The 16,059-nt window shown below is 40.8% G+C and carries 14 protein-coding genes and 2 pseudogenes; 13 read left to right on the forward strand and 3 right to left on the reverse strand.

All coding sequences use genetic code 11. From position 1 onward, the window contains the following. Positions 1-55 precede the first annotated feature (55 nt). Both GNE05_RS03040 and GNE05_RS03045 read left to right on the forward strand, forming a co-directional pair. Positions 56-1,366, forward strand: coding sequence for an aromatic amino acid transport family protein (locus GNE05_RS03040; RefSeq protein ID WP_201741795.1), 1,311 nt, complete (start codon positions 56-58; stop codon positions 1,364-1,366). A 49-nt stretch (positions 1,367-1,415) separates the two neighbouring features. Next, positions 1,416-2,576, forward strand: a complete 1,161-nt coding sequence (locus GNE05_RS03045) for a M20 aminoacylase family protein (protein WP_160182419.1) — start codon at positions 1,416-1,418, stop codon at positions 2,574-2,576. Positions 2,577-2,615: 39 nt separating this feature from the next. On the opposite strand, the gene GNE05_RS03050 is transcribed toward GNE05_RS03045, so the two are convergent. Continuing rightward, complete coding sequence (locus GNE05_RS03050) at positions 2,616-3,512, reverse strand: AraC family transcriptional regulator (protein ID WP_014416996.1); 897 nt, start codon at positions 3,510-3,512, stop codon at positions 2,616-2,618. Positions 3,513-3,638: 126 nt separating this feature from the next. Between GNE05_RS03050 and GNE05_RS03055 the strand changes: the two genes are divergently transcribed. From GNE05_RS03055 to GNE05_RS03095, 9 genes are all read left to right on the forward strand, one after another. Further along, positions 3,639-4,886, forward strand: a complete 1,248-nt coding sequence (locus GNE05_RS03055; RefSeq protein ID WP_022552648.1) for a Zn-dependent hydrolase — start codon at positions 3,639-3,641, stop codon at positions 4,884-4,886. 239 nt (positions 4,887-5,125) lie between these two features. Then, on the forward strand, positions 5,126-6,514 hold the full coding sequence (locus tag GNE05_RS03060) for an aminotransferase-like domain-containing protein (protein ID WP_160182420.1): 1,389 nt from the start codon (positions 5,126-5,128) through the stop codon (positions 6,512-6,514). Positions 6,515-6,606: 92 nt separating this feature from the next. Further along, positions 6,607-7,905: an MFS transporter gene (locus tag GNE05_RS03065; RefSeq protein WP_088056320.1), complete on the forward strand. Its 1,299-nt coding sequence runs from the start codon at positions 6,607-6,609 to the stop codon at positions 7,903-7,905. A 331-nt stretch (positions 7,906-8,236) separates the two neighbouring features. Further along, positions 8,237-8,653, forward strand: coding sequence for an NUDIX hydrolase (locus GNE05_RS03070; protein WP_061861889.1), 417 nt, complete (start codon positions 8,237-8,239; stop codon positions 8,651-8,653). A gap of 194 nt (positions 8,654-8,847) precedes the next feature. Beyond that, positions 8,848-9,033: a hypothetical protein gene (locus tag GNE05_RS03075; RefSeq protein WP_017419203.1), complete on the forward strand. Its 186-nt coding sequence runs from the start codon at positions 8,848-8,850 to the stop codon at positions 9,031-9,033. 242 nt (positions 9,034-9,275) lie between these two features. Then, positions 9,276-9,575: a hypothetical protein gene (locus tag GNE05_RS03080; RefSeq protein WP_017419202.1), complete on the forward strand. Its 300-nt coding sequence runs from the start codon at positions 9,276-9,278 to the stop codon at positions 9,573-9,575. Between the two features lie 397 nt (positions 9,576-9,972). Next, a complete protein-coding gene (locus GNE05_RS03085; RefSeq protein ID WP_160182421.1) occupies positions 9,973-11,319 on the forward strand; it encodes an FAD-binding oxidoreductase in 1,347 nt (448 codons plus the stop codon). A gap of 472 nt (positions 11,320-11,791) precedes the next feature. Continuing rightward, positions 11,792-12,733 carry a cation diffusion facilitator family transporter gene (locus GNE05_RS03090; RefSeq protein ID WP_160182422.1) on the forward strand — a complete coding sequence of 314 codons (942 nt, stop codon included), beginning with the start codon at positions 11,792-11,794 and terminating at the stop codon, positions 12,731-12,733. Between the two features lie 61 nt (positions 12,734-12,794). Beyond that, positions 12,795-13,832: a flavin-containing monooxygenase gene (locus GNE05_RS03095; RefSeq protein ID WP_160182423.1), complete on the forward strand. Its 1,038-nt coding sequence runs from the start codon at positions 12,795-12,797 to the stop codon at positions 13,830-13,832. Positions 13,833-14,279: 447 nt separating this feature from the next. On the opposite strand, the gene GNE05_RS03100 is transcribed toward GNE05_RS03095, so the two are convergent. Next, positions 14,280-14,621 carry a YxeA family protein gene (locus GNE05_RS03100; RefSeq protein ID WP_014417007.1) on the reverse strand — a complete coding sequence of 114 codons (342 nt, stop codon included), beginning with the start codon at positions 14,619-14,621 and terminating at the stop codon, positions 14,280-14,282. 173 nt (positions 14,622-14,794) lie between these two features. Between GNE05_RS03100 and GNE05_RS21165 the strand changes: the two are divergent. After that, positions 14,795-15,047, forward strand: a pseudogene (locus GNE05_RS21165) (GNAT family N-acetyltransferase); the annotation flags it as partial. Between the two features lie 91 nt (positions 15,048-15,138). Here GNE05_RS21165 and GNE05_RS03105 read toward each other — a convergent pair. Then, positions 15,139-15,362 (reverse strand): annotated as a pseudogene (locus tag GNE05_RS03105) (hypothetical protein). 441 nt (positions 15,363-15,803) lie between these two features. On the opposite strand from GNE05_RS03105, the gene GNE05_RS21170 reads away from it, so the two are divergent. Continuing rightward, the gene (locus tag GNE05_RS21170; RefSeq protein ID WP_236654844.1) at positions 15,804-16,031 is read left to right on the forward strand and encodes a beta/alpha barrel domain-containing protein; all 228 of its coding nucleotides are present in this window, start codon (positions 15,804-15,806) and stop codon (positions 16,029-16,031) included. Positions 16,032-16,059: the final 28 nt, after the last annotated feature.

A 16,059-nucleotide genomic window follows, 5' to 3' on the forward strand; every position in this document is an offset into this window, starting at 1 on the left:
CCGGCTTCATGGTAATTCGTGATGTTCCAGAGCATGACATTCTTTTTTCGGGAGGATAAATATGTCTATAGAACAGGATGTGGATGTGCGGTGCCGGAGTTCTTCATCGAATAATGCCTCTTATGAAGATCCGGCTAAATGGTGCAGGCAAAATACAATTTGGGTCTTAGGCCTGTTTGGCACAGCAATAGGCGCGGGCGTGCTTTTTTTGCCAATTAATGCGGGAATAGGGGGCATTCTGCCTCTGATGATCATCACTGTTCTGGCTTTTCCGATTACGTACTTTTCTCACAGAGCTTTGGCCAGATTTGTTTTATCGGCAGGTTCTGCAACAGACGGGATTTTAGCGGTGACAGGAGAATACTTTGGGGCGAAAGCAAGAAGAGTATTCACTGTCATTTATTTTCTTGCGATTTACAGCATCCTGTTAATGTATTCAGTTGCCATTACAAATACAGCTCAAAGCTTTATTGTGAATCAAATGAACATGCCAGAGCCGCCAAGGGGTTTAACTGCCGGATTTCTGATAGCAGGATTACTGTTTATCGTGCGTTTTGGTCAGGATGCGGTCATGAAGACTATGAGTTTGTTAGTTTATCCATTTATAGGTTCGTTATGTTTGATGGGGATCTATCTGATACCTAAATGGAATACAGCCATTTTGGATGTCACACACCTATCATTATCCGGATCAGGACAAGGGATGTTCATGACGGTATGGATGACATTCCCTGTCCTGGTGCTTTCATTTAATCATTATTCAATGATTTCACCATTCGTTGTAGCTCAAAGGCAGTGTTATGGAGACAAATTTGCTGATGATAAATGTGCCCAAATACAAAAATACAGTTATATATTGATGATACTTACTGTTTTATTTTTTGTATACAGCTGTGTATTCAGTTTGTCGCCGGCAGATCTTGCTATGGCAAAGAAACAAAACATCTCAATTCTCACTTATCTCGCCAACCATTTTCATTCAGCGTTTATTGCTTGTCTTTCCCCGATTATCGCATTTCTCGCAATTACGAAATCCTTTTTAGGACATTATATAGGAGCCTATGAGGCCATGCGGGATATCATTGTTGAGGTTTTTCCATCAAGAAATAATAAGAAAAAAACAGATTTTATCATTCTGTTTTTTATGTTTGTCACTTGCTGGCTAATAGCTTATATCAACCCAAGTATTCTAGGCATCATTGAAAGCATCAGCGGACCGATAGGGGCTGTTATTCTATTGCTGCTCCCTATGTATGCCATTCGTAAGCTGCCAGTATTAAAAATGTATCGAAATAAAATCAGTAATGTTTTTGTTGCGATTATTGGTGTCATCACTGTTTCGGCAATTATTTTTGCTTTATTTTAATTATTTGTGTAAACGCTTTCTATTTAATGATTATATTGGAGTGGTCTTTATGAATGATATCACAATGAAAGATCAATTAATAAAATGGAGACATGACCTCCACATGATACCTGAAACAGCTTTTGAAGAACACAAGACCTCAGTGTATATTGCTGAAGAATTAAAAAAAATGGGAGTAAGCGTTTGTTCGGGTCTGGGCGGAACAGGTATAGTCGCCACCTTAAAAGCGGGAGAAGGTTCAAAGGTTATAGGAATCAGAGCGGAACTGGACGCATTACACTTCACTGAAGCAGCAGATCATTCGTATGTGTCTAAAAATAAAGGGAAAATGCATGCCTGCGGTCATGACGGACATATGGCAATCCTTCTTGGGACAGCTAAAATATTGAGTGAAAGACAACATTTTAACGGCACCGTGTGTTTTATTTTTCAACCGGCGGAAGAACCGGGCAAGGGTGCGAGGGCCATGATTGAGGATGGACTTTTTGAACAATTTCCGCTCGATGAAATTTACGGATTGCATAATATGCCTGGATTGCCGGCGGGTACTTTTGCAACCCGCCCCGGGGGAATTATGGCCGGTGAAGATAACTTTGTCATCCGGATTAAAGGAAAAGGCGCTCATGCAGCCCGCCCTCATATGAGTATTGATCCATTGGTCATAGCGTCGCAAATTATTCTCGCCTTACAGACTATTGTGTCCAGAAATTTAGATCCAAGCGTTCCTGCCGTTATATCCTGTACGGAAATCGTAACAGACGGGGTGAGGAATGCGATTCCGACTTATGTGGAAATCAAAGGTGATACGCGAAGTTATTCTCCTGACACCCGACGTTTTCTCGAAGAAAAAATGAGGACTATCAGTTCCGGGATTTGTGAGATGCATGGTGCGGAGTGTCAGTTTGAGTATACACATGAATTTGCTCCAACGACGAATTGGGAAGAATATGTCGGGTTTACTGTTGAAGCTGCTGCCAAAACAGCCGGAAAAGAGAATGTCACTTCTAACATAAATCAGATGATGATTTCAGAAGATTTCTCGGCTTTTTTAGAGAAGGTTCCCGGTGTATTTGTTTTTCTTGGCAATGGTGATGAGCATGATCAAAAGGGCCATATTCCATTACACAGCCCGTCATATGATTTTAATGATGACATTCTTTTAACCGGTGCAGCGTATTTTGCGGAATTAGTTAAAATTCGCTTATCCTAAAACACATGAAACAAAGAAAAACAGCAATTACTGAATCAGTCAGTGCTGTCTTTCTTTGTTTTTTTGTTTTTTATAAGCCAGCGGCGTCATCTTCATGGCATGTCTGAACCTGCTGATGAAATAACTTGTGCTGTTAAAACCAACTTGATAAGAAATGTCTGTCACACTCGCATCTCTTTGCTGCAATAAATATAAGCTTTTTTGAATTCTGTAATCTATAACGTAGTGTAACGGAGAACATTTTAAAAAGCGCTTGAAATAGCGGCAGCACTCAGAACGGCTTAGCTGCCCGGCTTTCGCAATATCCTCCAATGTGATTTTTTCAGCATAATGCTGATGGATCCAGCTCAGCATATTCTTCATCCTTTGGTTCTTCAACCATTCTGTTTCGATACATTCAAGGTGGAAGCAATTGGCGATTAAGTGTTTCCAAACAGACGTAAGTTTCATCGTGATATCTATTTCATAAAAGAGGGATTTTTGCTCGATGCATTTGTGGATCTCTAATACAGCATTCAGAATGTTTTTTTCTAAAGGGTCGTCTGCGTGGATATATAAGTAAGGGACATTCGTTGCGTGAATCAAAGGTTTTACATAGGTCGTGTAGAGTTCCTGTGATAAAACGAAATGCGGGGAGACATTTAAACAGATATAAAGACAATCTGAACTGCCATGCTCCTTTGTCATATGCAGGCAGCCGCTGTTAATAAACAGCCCGTCGCCTTGACGGACAACCACCCATTCCTCATTTACTTGGAACAGCGCTTCTCCTTTTATTATAAGCACGAATTGAATTTCATCATGCCAATGAAGGGGAATATATCCGTGCAAATGGTTCTTAATGGTTTTTTCATAGCAAGCAACCGGCATAACAATTGTATGGTGTTTCGTCAAATCTTGCAGACTGTCATCCATCAGAAAGTTTTGCGTTTGCATGTTAAACACCTCAATATACTTATATTTTTAAATCCAATATTGGTATTAAGATGATGAATTCTTATATATCATAACATTATTGTTATATCAATGAAGCGATTGACTCAGTACAGGGAGGAATGCAAAATGGCATCTGAACATGTGAACCTTTACATGAATTCTGAACGTTTACTCAGCCGTCTTAAGGAGCTTGGTGAAATCGGACGTGACCGCAATGACAGACTCACAAGGTTAGCTGCTTCCGATGAAGATAAGGCGGGACGGGACTTATTGGTAACATGGATGAAAAAAGCAGGCTTAGAGGTTATGATTGATAAAATCGGAAATATTTTCGGGGTATGGTACGGTTCTGATCAGAATAATGATGCGCCCATTATGATCGGCTCTCATATCGACACGGTCATCAACGCGGGTATTTACGATGGATGTTACGGGGTTATTTCGGGACTTGAAGTCATAAACACTTTAAAGGAGTCCGGCTTCAAACCGGAGCGTCCGATTGTCATTGCGGCTTTTACCAATGAGGAAGGTGTGCGATATACTCCAGATATGATGGGATCACTCGTATTCGCCGGAGGACTTTCTTTAGAAAAGGCGCTTCAGACCCGCGGTACGGATGGGACGAAACTGGGTGAAGAACTTAAGCGTATAGGATATGAGGGAACAGAAAAGCCCGGCTTTTTAACACCGCACGCCTTTATTGAGCTTCATGTTGAGCAGGGGCCGATTTTAGACAAAACAGGCATTCCGGTCGGTGCCGTTGAGAATTTGCAAGGGATTTCCTGGCAGCGTATAACGGTTCAAGGCGTTTCAAATCATGCCGGGACAACTCCGACTGATATGCGTCAGGATGCCGGGCATGCAGCCGCACAAATCATAACGTATTTGCGCAAACGTGCCAATATGTCTAACGGCCAAACTGTCGCCACGGTCGGAACAATCAGTTTTGAGCCAAATGCTATCAATGTCATTCCATCATTGGCAGCACTTACAGTTGATTTGCGAGATCCGGACGAAAAGAGACTTCAAGAAGAAGAATCAGCACTGGCCGATTACCTGAAAGATTTGGAAGAGGCTGAAAACGTATCTATCACATCTGAACAATTAGTCCGTTTCAATCCCGTTGTATTTGATAAAAACATTGTTGCATTAATTGAGCGGGCTGCAAATAAACGGGGACTGGAATCAAAACGGATGACATCCGGTGCCGGGCACGATGCACAAATGATGGCCCGCATCTGTCCGACGGCTATGATTTTCGTTCCAAGTATAGAGGGGATCAGCCATAATCCTGAAGAATACACGAAAGATCATGACTTGGCTGCAGGTGTCAATGTATTATTAGATGTCGTTAGTGATCTTTCTTCTAACTAAGGAAACGGGAACATCAAGGAATACAAATCGAGATAAAGAGTGAAGATAAAGAGTGTCGTACAGAAAAGCTCTTCTCATCATTGATATCTCTGATGAAAGTTCAATTTTTCCCGGCGTATCAATCATGCCAAAGGTTTAACCGCCTTTGGCTTTTTTTTATGTCAACTTTTGCGTCTGGTAAGTGAAAATTGTTTTATAAACGGTGTGATCATATAATTGAATGAAAAAGGATGCATATCATGCCGATCAATTCTTTTGAAAACTATCCGATGAGCTGGAAGCCGGCGATTGATAAAACGGAAAAACCCATTTATAAAGCGATTGCAGAGAAATTAGAACAGGATATATTACAAGAAGTTTTATTACCCGGAACCAAACTGCCTCCTCAGAGAGAACTGGCTGATTTTTTGGATTTAAATGTAAGTACCATTTCAAAGGCTTTTAAAGTCTGCGAGTTAAAGGGTCTGCTGAGTGCCTCTGTCGGGAGCGGGACTTTTGTTGCTTATGATGCGTTATCGAATGCGTATCTGCTGGAAGATACAAAGCCGAAGCATCTGATTGAAATGGGGGCGACGCTTCCGGATCAGGCTTCTTATGAGCCGCTGCTGCTCCAGCTGAAAAGTATGCTGCAAGAGGAAGATTATGAAAAGTGGTTTGGCTATGGCCGGACGGGTGAAAGTCTTTGGCAGAAAGATGCGGCTGTTAAGCTGATTCGAAGAGGCGGATTTGAAACGTCCGTTGATCACATTTTATTTGCAAACGGCGGGCAAAATGCGATTGCCGCGGCATTGGCGAGTCTTTGTAAACCAGGAGACCGCATTGGAGTTGATCACCATACATACCCAGGCTTGAAAACTGCCGCTTCGATGCTGAGTGTGCAGATTGTGCCGATCAAATCAGAGAACAATGAGATGAGCCCTGCCTCATTTGAATATGCGTGTAAAAATGAAAATATTAAAGGCATCTACCTCATCCCGGATTATCATAATCCGACAGCGTCCTTTATGTCTGTTGAGAATCGAAAAATGATCGCGAAAATTGCAAAAAAATATAACCAATTCATTATTGAAGATGCCTCGTACCATCTTCTTGGCAAGAATCCGCTTCCGGCCATCGCATCATTTGCACCGGAACAGGTCATTCACATTGCCGGTTTATCAAAATCACTGGCACCAGGGTTAAGGATGGCGTATGTCTCCGTCCCGAGTCAATATAAGGAGCCGATTTCAAAGGCGCTTTACAATTTAAATATAACCGTTTCCCCGCTGTTAGCAGAACTCACTGCACGGACGATCGTAACGAATCAATTTGAAATCTTAATTGACAGTCATCGTGAACAGACTATTCGCAGAAACAAAATGGTCGATCAATATTTAACCGGCTATACGTGTGCAGGTGCTGAGACGGGAATCTTTCGATGGTTACTGTTACCCGGAAATATGACAGGTGCTGCATTTGAAAAATCAGCCGCACAGCATGGAGTGCAAGTATACGCGGCTGAACGTTTTGTCGTCGGGAACAGTTGTCCGGAAAGGGCTGTAAGGGTGTCTGTCTGTGCACCGAAAACGCTTGGGGAGCTTGAGCAGGGACTGCTGATTCTTAAACGCCTGCTGGATGAGCATATCTAATATTGTCCGCCATACAATTATTATATTGTATGGTTTTTTTGTGCGTGTTATGATAATCCAAATCTGTTGGAGGTTATAGAAAGGCAGGTCGGATTATGCTTCACAAAGACAGTGCAAAAGGGTCAGATACTCAATCGGCATTATTGGAGCAATTCATAGGTTCTCCTGATAAACAAAAAAGATTATATAAGCGTACTTTGTTTGTCGTCAGTCTTTCACAAATTTTCGGCGGCGCAGGGTTGGCGGCCGGAGTGACTGTCGGTGCGCTTATTGCACAGCAAATGCTTGGTACAGATGCGTTTGCCGGTGTGCCCTCTGCTTTATTTACCTTAGGATCAGCAGGCGCCGCGTTATTTGTGGGGAGGCTTTCTCAGCGTTACGGCCGCCGGACAGGTCTTTCAGCCGGATTTATGATTGGCGGACTGGGAGCGATAGGAGTCATCATTGCGGCTATTTTAAATAGTGTGTTTCTGCTGTTTGCTTCTTTGATTATTTATGGTGCGGGAACAGCGACAAATCTGCAGGCCCGTTATGCGGGTACGGACTTGGCAAATCATAAACAGCGGGCGACTGCTGTCAGTATGACTATGGTTTTTACCACATTCGGTGCCGTTGCAGGCCCGAATTTAGTGAATGTAATGGGGAACTTCGCTCGCTCCATTGGTGTTCCGTCACTGGCGGGTCCATTCATTTTAGCGGCGGCAGCATATATGTTGGCAGGTGTTACTCTTTTCATCATGCTACGTCCTGACCCTTTAGTCATAGCAAGAACAATAGAAATGGCCGGCCAAACACCTGATGATAGAGGACAAGTGCCCGCCGACGAACACACAGAGAACAAAAAAGGTATTATTGCGGGTGCGGCGGTTATGATTCTTACTCAAATTGTAATGACTGCTATTATGACAATGACACCGGTCCATATGAGACATCACGGCCATGGCTTAGGAGCGGTAGGTCTTGTTATCGGTTTTCATATAGGCGCCATGTATCTCCCTTCTTTGGTGACAGGTGTGCTTGCGGATAAATTAGGCCGTACTGTAATGGCTGTATCTTCCGGAATGACGCTGCTTTTGGCAGGGCTCATATCGGCATTTGCACCGGGAGATTCTATGATTCTTATGGTCATTGCTCTGTCTTTGCTCGGGTTAGGATGGAATTTTGGTTTGATAAGCGGAACGGCACTGATTGTTGATTCAACTGAAACGTCAACACGGGCTAAAACCCAAGGTACTGTGGATGTTTTGATTGCGTTGTCCGGAGCCGCCGGCGGAGCCTTGTCCGGAATGGTCGTAGCAGGTGCCAATTACCTGACATTATCACTTGGCGGAGGGATATTATCGTTATTATTAATTCCGGTGGTGATATGGTCGCTTGGAAGTAGGGAATAGTATCTTATGTTTAAAAGCAGTGCGAGGCTCCTGTGGTTGAAAAACCCATGAAGCGTAAGTCCTCCCGGCTGCATCTCAATGATACCAAGGGTGTAACAGCCTTTGGTATTTTTTATGTTCTCTTTTATTTTTAAAGTTTACTCTTATTTGCTCTGCTCAATAGACTGTCGTTTTTAAAAAAGGTTCTAAAACGATACAAATGATGCGCTTGAACGGTTGTAAGTTTGATGTATTACAAAAAAACAGCTGTTATATCCCTTTATATTCTTTATAGTAAATATATAGAAAATAAATAAGCGGTTAAAAAATATTTTTAGTAAAGGAGAGTCATATGGAAGAAGTTAAAGTTGTATACGCATTGATTAGAAATGAGTTCAATCAGATAGTAATGGTAGATAATCATGAGGGGCATTGGTCACTTCCAGGCGGAAAAGTTGAGCTTAATGAAAATCTAATAGAAGCAGCTGTACGTGAGGTATATGAAGAAACAGGGCTGGAAGTTGAAATTGGGAATATACTAGCTGTTAATGAAGCGAAATTTATAAAGAGAAATCATCACGCCATATTTTTTACATTTGAAGCAAAAGTTACAGGAGGGAAAGAAGGAATTAAAAATGCTCAAGAAATATTGAAAATAGAATGGGTTGATATTGAACAGGCAAGTCAACGATTGCCTTATTACACCGAAGGGATTAAAAAGCTTATGAAAGGAAATGCGCTGTATAACAATCAGGGAACAATATACTGATAATCCCGTACTTTGATTAATGGTTGTGGAGGGTGAAGAGGTAAGGTACTCGTTCTTCAAGGAAAAAACAAAATAGTAATAATGATTTTTACTTGAACGACAATTAAGAAAAATTCAAGGTTAAATATTGAAAAATTTGTTAATATTATAATACATTGTTTGAAAATGTAATTATTTAATAAGGAGTTTTCTAATTGCGTTGGAGTAAATGGTTCAATATTTTTTGCATAGCAGCATTGGGATCAATATATGGCTATAAATTGTTTACTAACCAAGAAGTCAGTACGGCTCGTTTAATCATAGCTGCTGCAATTATCTTGTGGAACATTGTCGGACTTTTTAGTAAAGAACCAGTAAAACAAACACAGCAAGCAAACTAAAAGTCAAAAACACAAAAAGTTGGTACAGAAGGATGCTGCAGCGCGCAGCATCCTTTTTCGCAGTCTCTCTTTTTACGCTGCTTATCATAAATCATTTAAGTTTCATCAAGCATCCAGAATCTGTTGTATCGAAAAATGAAAATTGCCCTAAAATGTGCCGGTTCATCAACATAATAGTCCAAGCTGGGGTTTTTTATTTACATAGTATGAAGAGATTAAAAAATGCGAGAAGGAGTGGCGTAATGTATTATAACGAAGGTGAAGATCAACAGTACGTTCAGAAGAAAAAGCCATACAACGAAGCCTGTGACCTTGGCCATGATTTTGATATGGCGGACGACGAAGCAAGAGCGGAAGCAGCAAGAGAAGCAGAAGCGAGAGCCAGAGCGGAAGAGGCAATAGCAAGAGCGGAAGAAGCAAGAGCCCGAGCAGCAGAAGCAAAGGTAAAAGCGGCAAAATTAGCAGCAAAAGCGAAATGTAAAAAACGTCATAAGAAAGAGAAAAAACATGATTGCAAACGTAAGCACAAGAAGAAAAAATAAGAGCTTTTCATCATGTAAATGATAAGATTCAATGTGTATTGATTTTACCCGTACAGGGGTGCAAAAACGATAAAGAAAAAGATTCTTGTCGGGCGATCAAGCAGAAAGGTTGCTCAGCCGGTGTCTCAGCAGAACCACGCATGGCAGGGCAAACATAATTTTCTATGGACTTCCATAGTTAGGTCGGGATATCACGCCAATAAATGTAAGTGCCTATATGACAAAAAGGCAGGAGAGACAAGAGTTTCGGCAGCTTGCCGCTCTTGTCTTTTTTTGTTTTTATATCATCTTCGCGTATAGGTATCTATTTTTAAGTTTGCAGATCATCTGTCTAAGAATTTGTCCAATTCCTACATATACTGGTATCGGAATCAAATGCTTATTGGGAGTGAAATAGATGGGATCAGCACAGTTAACAGGACGCGTCATCTTCAAAGGGGACCCCGGCTATACACAGGCGGTTAAGAATTGGAACCCTTATGTTGATGTCTGTCCGCTTGTCTTTGTTTTTGCACAAAATTCATACGATGTAAGTAATGCTATTAAATGGGCTCGTGAGAAGAATGTGCCTATGCGTGTCAGAAGCGGCCGCCATGCTCTGGATAAAAATCTTTCCACGGTAAGTGATGGGATTGTTATTGATGTGAGTGAAATGAATAAAGTTTTCTTAGATGAAAAAAACGCGGTAGCAACCGTTCAAACCGGCATTCACGTCGGCCCGCTTGTAAAAGGTTTAGCTCGGGAAGGTTTTATGGCCCCGTTCGGAGACAGTCCAACCGTCGGAATCGGAGGAATCACGATGGGAGGCGGATTTGGAGTGCTTTCCCGATCGATCGGCCTGATAAGCGATAACCTTCTCGCATTGAAAATGGTAGATGCCAAAGGCAGGATTATTCAAGCAAATCAATCCCGCAATGAAGATTTACTGTGGGCTTCCAGAGGCGGCGGGGGAGGCAATTTCGGATATAACACCCAATATACGTTCAAAGTTCATCGTGCCCCTAAAACCGCAACCGTCTTTAATATTATTTGGCCGTGGGAACAGTTAGAAACGGTATTTAAAGCGTGGCAAAAATGGGCGCCGTTTACAGACGAACGATTAGGATGCTACCTTGAGATTTACAGCAAAGTAAATGGCTTGTGCCATGCGGAAGGATTGTTCCTGGGTTCAAAACCAGAGCTGGTTCAATTATTAAAACCTTTATTAAATGCCGGAACGCCGGCACAAACAGTAATCAAAACACTATACTACCCGGATTGTATAGATTTCTTAGATCCTGACGAACCGATTCCCGGCAGATCTGATCAGAGTGTTAAATTCTCCTCGGCGTGGGCGCTCAATCTTTGGCCGGAAGAACCTATTGCAGTAATGAGACAATTTTTAGAAAAAGCGACTGGGACAGAAACCAATTTCTTTTTTATCAATTGGGGCGGCGCGATAAGCAGAGTTCCAAGCAGTGAAACAGCCTTCTATTGGCGCCGGCCATTGTTTTATACGGAATGGACGGCTAGTTGGAAAAATAAATCACAAGAAGCTTCGAATCTTGCATCAGTTGAAAGAGTGCGTCAGCTGATGAAACCATATGTAACAGGTTCATATGTGAATGTTCCGGATCAAAATATCGAGAACTTCGGAAAAGCATATTATGGCTCAAACTTTGCAAGGCTTCAAAGAATAAAGGCGAAATACGATCCCGAAAATGTATTCCGTTTTCCGCAAAGCATCCCGCCATCGTATAAATAGTTTGATCGTTTTGGGAAACAAAATAAAATGCTGCGTTTGCATTCTAAACATTATTATTGGAACACACCAGAACATTCAGGTGTGTTTTTATTGTTGTTTTCATTTCTGAAATGCAGTTATTCACTTATATCTCAATGCGGATTCCAAACGAATTCTGCGCCATGTTCAAATCTGTACCGGCTGTTCCTTCTGTAGGCAGACCCAAGTCATCCCCATAGAAGTGCAGCGATTTTTCTAAATTGTCTGCGCCTGAAGTAATTACTGTAATCCGCGGCTTCATAGCAATCATTGATTAAGAGCAATATAAAGTATTGGACATTTTCATTGAAAATATTTTGACATTTCAGTAAAGAACCTATATATTCATATATGAGCACATAATCATATACGGTTATTTTTGTGTCCATGTTAGAATGCTTCATAACAGAAAAGAAATAATAAATGCAGTGTATGAGATAAGGAGGAGATTTTTATGGGTCACAATCACAATCACGCTGGCGGGTCCAATAAGAAGGTTTTATTGATCTCTTTTATCGTGATTACAGGTTATATGATAATAGAAGCGATAGGCGGATTTTTAACCAATAGTTTAGCGCTTTTGTCAGATGCAGGCCATATGCTGAGTGACTCGATCTCATTAATGGTTGCTCTGATTGCTTTTAAATTGGCCGAAAAAAAGGCAAGTCATCATAAGACATTCGGCTACAAACGATTTGAGATTCTCGCAGCTGTGATAAACGGTGTTGCATTAATAGTGATTTCCCTTTATATCATTTATGAAGCAATCAAACGTTTCTCTCATCCGCCGGAGGTAGCAACAACCGGCATGCTGACGATTAGTATCATCGGGTTAGCTGTGAATATATTGGTCGCTTGGATTATGCTGAACGGCGGAGATACAAAGAATAACCTGAACATAAGAGGGGCTTACTTACATGTGATAAGTGACATGCTCGGATCTGTAGGTGCCATACTGGCTGCGATTCTTATCATCTTCTTCGGGTGGAGCTGGGCAGATCCAGCGGCCAGTGTCATTGTGGCTATTCTTGTTCTGAGAAGCGGTTACCATGTGACGAAAGACTCCATTCACGTATTAATGGAAGGAACTCCGGAAAATATCGATGTCACTGACATCATTCATACAATTGAAGAGACAGAAGGAATTCAAAGCATTCATGACTTGCACATATGGTCTATCACAAGCGGATTGAATGCTCTTTCCTGCCACGCTGTTGTTAACGATCAAATGACCATTTCTGAAAGTGAAAGTATTTTACGCAAAATTGAACATGAACTTGGAGATAAAGGCATTACACATGTAACCATTCAAATGGAAACAGCAGCGCATAATCACGACAATACGATTCTTTGTCAGGCCCAAACTGAGAATCCGCGTGACCATCATCATCATTAAAGGAGGAAATAGGGACTCACTTGTCTGCTGACAATTAAGATAAAACCGGAGGGGGATTCATATGTACGACACGATAGTAATCGGAGCCGGTCAGGCAGGAATCTCAGTAGGATATTATCTAAAGAAGTCGAAACAAAAGTTTATCATTTTGGATAAAAGTCATGAAGTGGGAGAAAGCTGGAACAAGCGGTATGACTCATTGGTTTTATTTACTTCTCGAATGTACAGCTCTTTGCCTGGAATGCCTCTTGAAGGAGACAAGCATGGACTCCCTTCAAAAAATGAAATTGCTGCTTATCTGAAAAAATATGTAGAAAGATTTGATATCCCGATCCAATTACGGACAGAAGTAATAAGTGTCCAAAAATTAAAGAACGATTTCTTAATAAAAACAAACCGGGAAGAATATCAAACGAAGAATCTTGTGATGGCCGCAGGTCCTTTTCATACCCCTAACATTCCATCAATATCAAGGGATGTAGCCGATCATATTCATCAATTACATTCTTCACAATATAAACATTCAAAACAACTGGCGCCTGGGAATGTACTGGTAGTCGGCGGCGGGAATAGCGGGGCTCAGATAGCTGTTGAATTATCCAAAGAAAGAGTTACATATTTGGCTTGCAGTAATAAACCGGCTTATTTCCCTTTATGGATTGGAAAAAGAAGCATCTTTTGGTGGTTTGATAAATTAGGAGTTTTACATGCAAGTCATACATCAATAGTAGGCAAGTTCATTCAAAAGAAAGGCGACCCCATATTTGGGTATGAATTAAAACATGCAATAAGACAGAAGAAGATCATCTTAAAACAAAGAGTCATAGCCGGAAAGCAAAATGAAATCATTTTTAAAGATTCATCTTCATTAGAAGTAAACAATATCATTTGGGCAACTGGTTTTAAGAATCCGCTTTGTTGGATGAAAATAGAAGGCGTTTTGGATAAGGAAGGCCGAATTATACATCACCGGGGTGTTTCAGCTGTAGAAGGATTGTACTTTATTGGTTTGCCTTGGCAGCATAGGCGAGGTTCAGCGCTGCTTCAAGGTGTAGGAAATGATGCTGAATACATTGTAAAACAAATGAACGGCGGATAGACTGAGGAGAGCAGTAACTTACGGGTTTCCTGCTCTTTTTTGTGTTGAATACGTCCATCAGTGCAACTATTTTAGTCCGCGCATATTCAGTTTGAACTAAATGGATTCACATGGAGCGCGTGCTTCACTCCTCGTTCAGACTCTCTAATTTAATTCTTTCAAGTAAAAGTCGAAATAGCTCAAATAACAAGAAGTTAAAAAACTGCAAACCCCGCCGTATACGTATCCGCCCACTATAGAGTTCATTAATTACTTGGGACCATAGAAGAATTGTCAATGTCACTTCCGATAGTTGTAACCAGCCAAAAAAAAGAAAATGGGGAGGGTGTGCTTAATTTGCACAATCTTTTATGTAGAAGTGGCCCAAGGAGCCATCCTGCATTTTGCATTCGAATGAACCTGTCGTAAAAAATTGAGAGCAGACTTAAATATCTGCTCAACTCGCTGTTATTTCACAATGTTGAATCGGTCTTTGATCTTTTCAGGCAGTTTCTCGGCCTTAATAGCTTCAGATCCTCCGGTATAACCCTCATAGCTCCTCGGAACGCGTACAATGTCACCTTCTTGATAAGGCTTTTCAACAAAGAAAGAAACCATCTTTTTCTTACCTTTCTCGTTATACCCTTCTAAATTGTAAACGTAGTTGCTATTATTTTTGTTTTTTTCCGCTTTTCCGTGAATTTGTACGTAATAATCGCTTTCCAGCACGGCGCCTTGATCAGCGCAGCCTCCTAATATGAAAACCGATAGGCAGCCTAATATAATAATGAAAATGCTCATATTTTTCATTCTTCATCACTCCTTTTATACTTCTTATTCTAGTGAACACTGCATATCGAATAAATGCGGATACCTTACACTCACCTTACTTTTTTGTAAGAATTCCTGATATAAAAGATAATGATTCAGTTGCAGAATAACAAATAATGGGTAAATGCAATCTCGTTTGGAAGGAGACTGATATGATCATTAAAATGACTCCATTTAATATGAAAGAATTCAATAAACCAAACAACCATTTGCTGTTTCAGGGAGAATTGCACCTGCATTTGAAAACAATGTGTGGAATATACCGAGGAACGATTTGCTGAACCTATGTTAAGAAAAATGAAGATGATGATGTCAGTTACGTTGAAGAAGAGGGGAAAGCGGTCTTTTTTTTATTATGCTGAAAACAACTGCGCCGGCCGGATTAAGATACGTTGCAAATGTAATAGCGATTTTTTGTCTGACCATTTTAATTGATTGGCAGTCAGTGAAAATAGACATTTGTAATGAATTTATCCTTGCTCCTCCTAATAAGGCTTTAACTGCCAAGTTTCTGTTTCTCTTCATACCATTTGCGAAGCTGATGAATATGAGCTTGATGATATCTATTATGGTCTGCCATATGCCATATTCCCCATTGAATGGTTGATGATTTGGTCCTTTATAATCGATCTCCTGCTGTGACATGTCTGACACAATGGATATTAAGCGGCTGTCATTTTCATTAACGGCAGAATACAGCATTCCCACAAGATGATCCATGTGCGTTTCACCTTTTAAATCTAAAATTATTAACCCCGCCTCATTAGCACAATTTTTATATCAGTTTGCCTTATTACTCATATTTGTCAAGCCATCCGGGGAATGGGCCGCTGTAAGACGAAGCAATGAAGCAGGCTCTCTTTGCCTGCTTTTTTTGTGTGTCGGCCTTTACATCTGACATGTTAAGTTATCTGAAACTGTACCTTTTTAAATGTCAGACAGTGTTATATGATACTCTGCAGATATTCAAGAATATGTACTTGGAGGACATTCTCATGCAAATTTTATTGCTATCCCTACGCCTTTTCATGAAGATGAACGTTTATATTCAGCAGGATTTGATCCTATTGTCGAACATTTGAAAAACAGCGGTATCCATTCGTTCTCATATGCGGCACGACTGGTGAACAGCATCCACTCAGCATAGATGAGCGCCTTCAGATCATTGAGTATGTTAATCAGCGAAAATTTGAAGATGTTGAACTGATATTCGGGGTTTCAGCCGTAAGAACCAATGATGCCGTCAAACTGATGAAACACATCGAGAAAACCAATATAGATTCTGTACGGATTGTTTTTCCTCCTGATATAAGACCGACACAGCAGCAAGCCGTTTATTACGTTATTCATTCATCAATTGACTTCATATTATTTCATTTGATAACATAAAATGGTTATCGTCTTAAAAAAAAGGATA

The sequence above is a fragment of the Bacillus sp. AM1(2019) genome (assembly GCF_009906915.1).
GTDB lineage: Bacteria > Bacillota > Bacilli > Bacillales > Bacillaceae > Bacillus > Bacillus velezensis.

Coding starts and splice junctions, on each gene's coding strand:
- GNE05_RS03045 (WP_160182419.1), top strand. CDS start 1,416: ATGAATGATATCACAATGAAAGATCAATTAATAAAATGGAGACATGAC.
- GNE05_RS03050 (WP_014416996.1), bottom strand. CDS start 3,512: ATGCAAACGCAAAACTTTCTGATGGATGACAGTCTGCAAGATTTGACG.
- GNE05_RS03055 (WP_022552648.1), top strand. CDS start 3,639: ATGGCATCTGAACATGTGAACCTTTACATGAATTCTGAACGTTTACTC.
- GNE05_RS03060 (WP_160182420.1), top strand. CDS start 5,126: ATGCCGATCAATTCTTTTGAAAACTATCCGATGAGCTGGAAGCCGGCG.
- GNE05_RS03070 (WP_061861889.1), top strand. CDS start 8,237: ATGGAAGAAGTTAAAGTTGTATACGCATTGATTAGAAATGAGTTCAAT.
- GNE05_RS03080 (WP_017419202.1), top strand. CDS start 9,276: ATGTATTATAACGAAGGTGAAGATCAACAGTACGTTCAGAAGAAAAAG.
- GNE05_RS03085 (WP_160182421.1), top strand. CDS start 9,973: ATGGGATCAGCACAGTTAACAGGACGCGTCATCTTCAAAGGGGACCCC.
- GNE05_RS03090 (WP_160182422.1), top strand. CDS start 11,792: ATGGGTCACAATCACAATCACGCTGGCGGGTCCAATAAGAAGGTTTTA.
- GNE05_RS03095 (WP_160182423.1), top strand. CDS start 12,795: ATGTACGACACGATAGTAATCGGAGCCGGTCAGGCAGGAATCTCAGTA.
- GNE05_RS03100 (WP_014417007.1), bottom strand. CDS start 14,621: ATGAAAAATATGAGCATTTTCATTATTATATTAGGCTGCCTATCGGTT.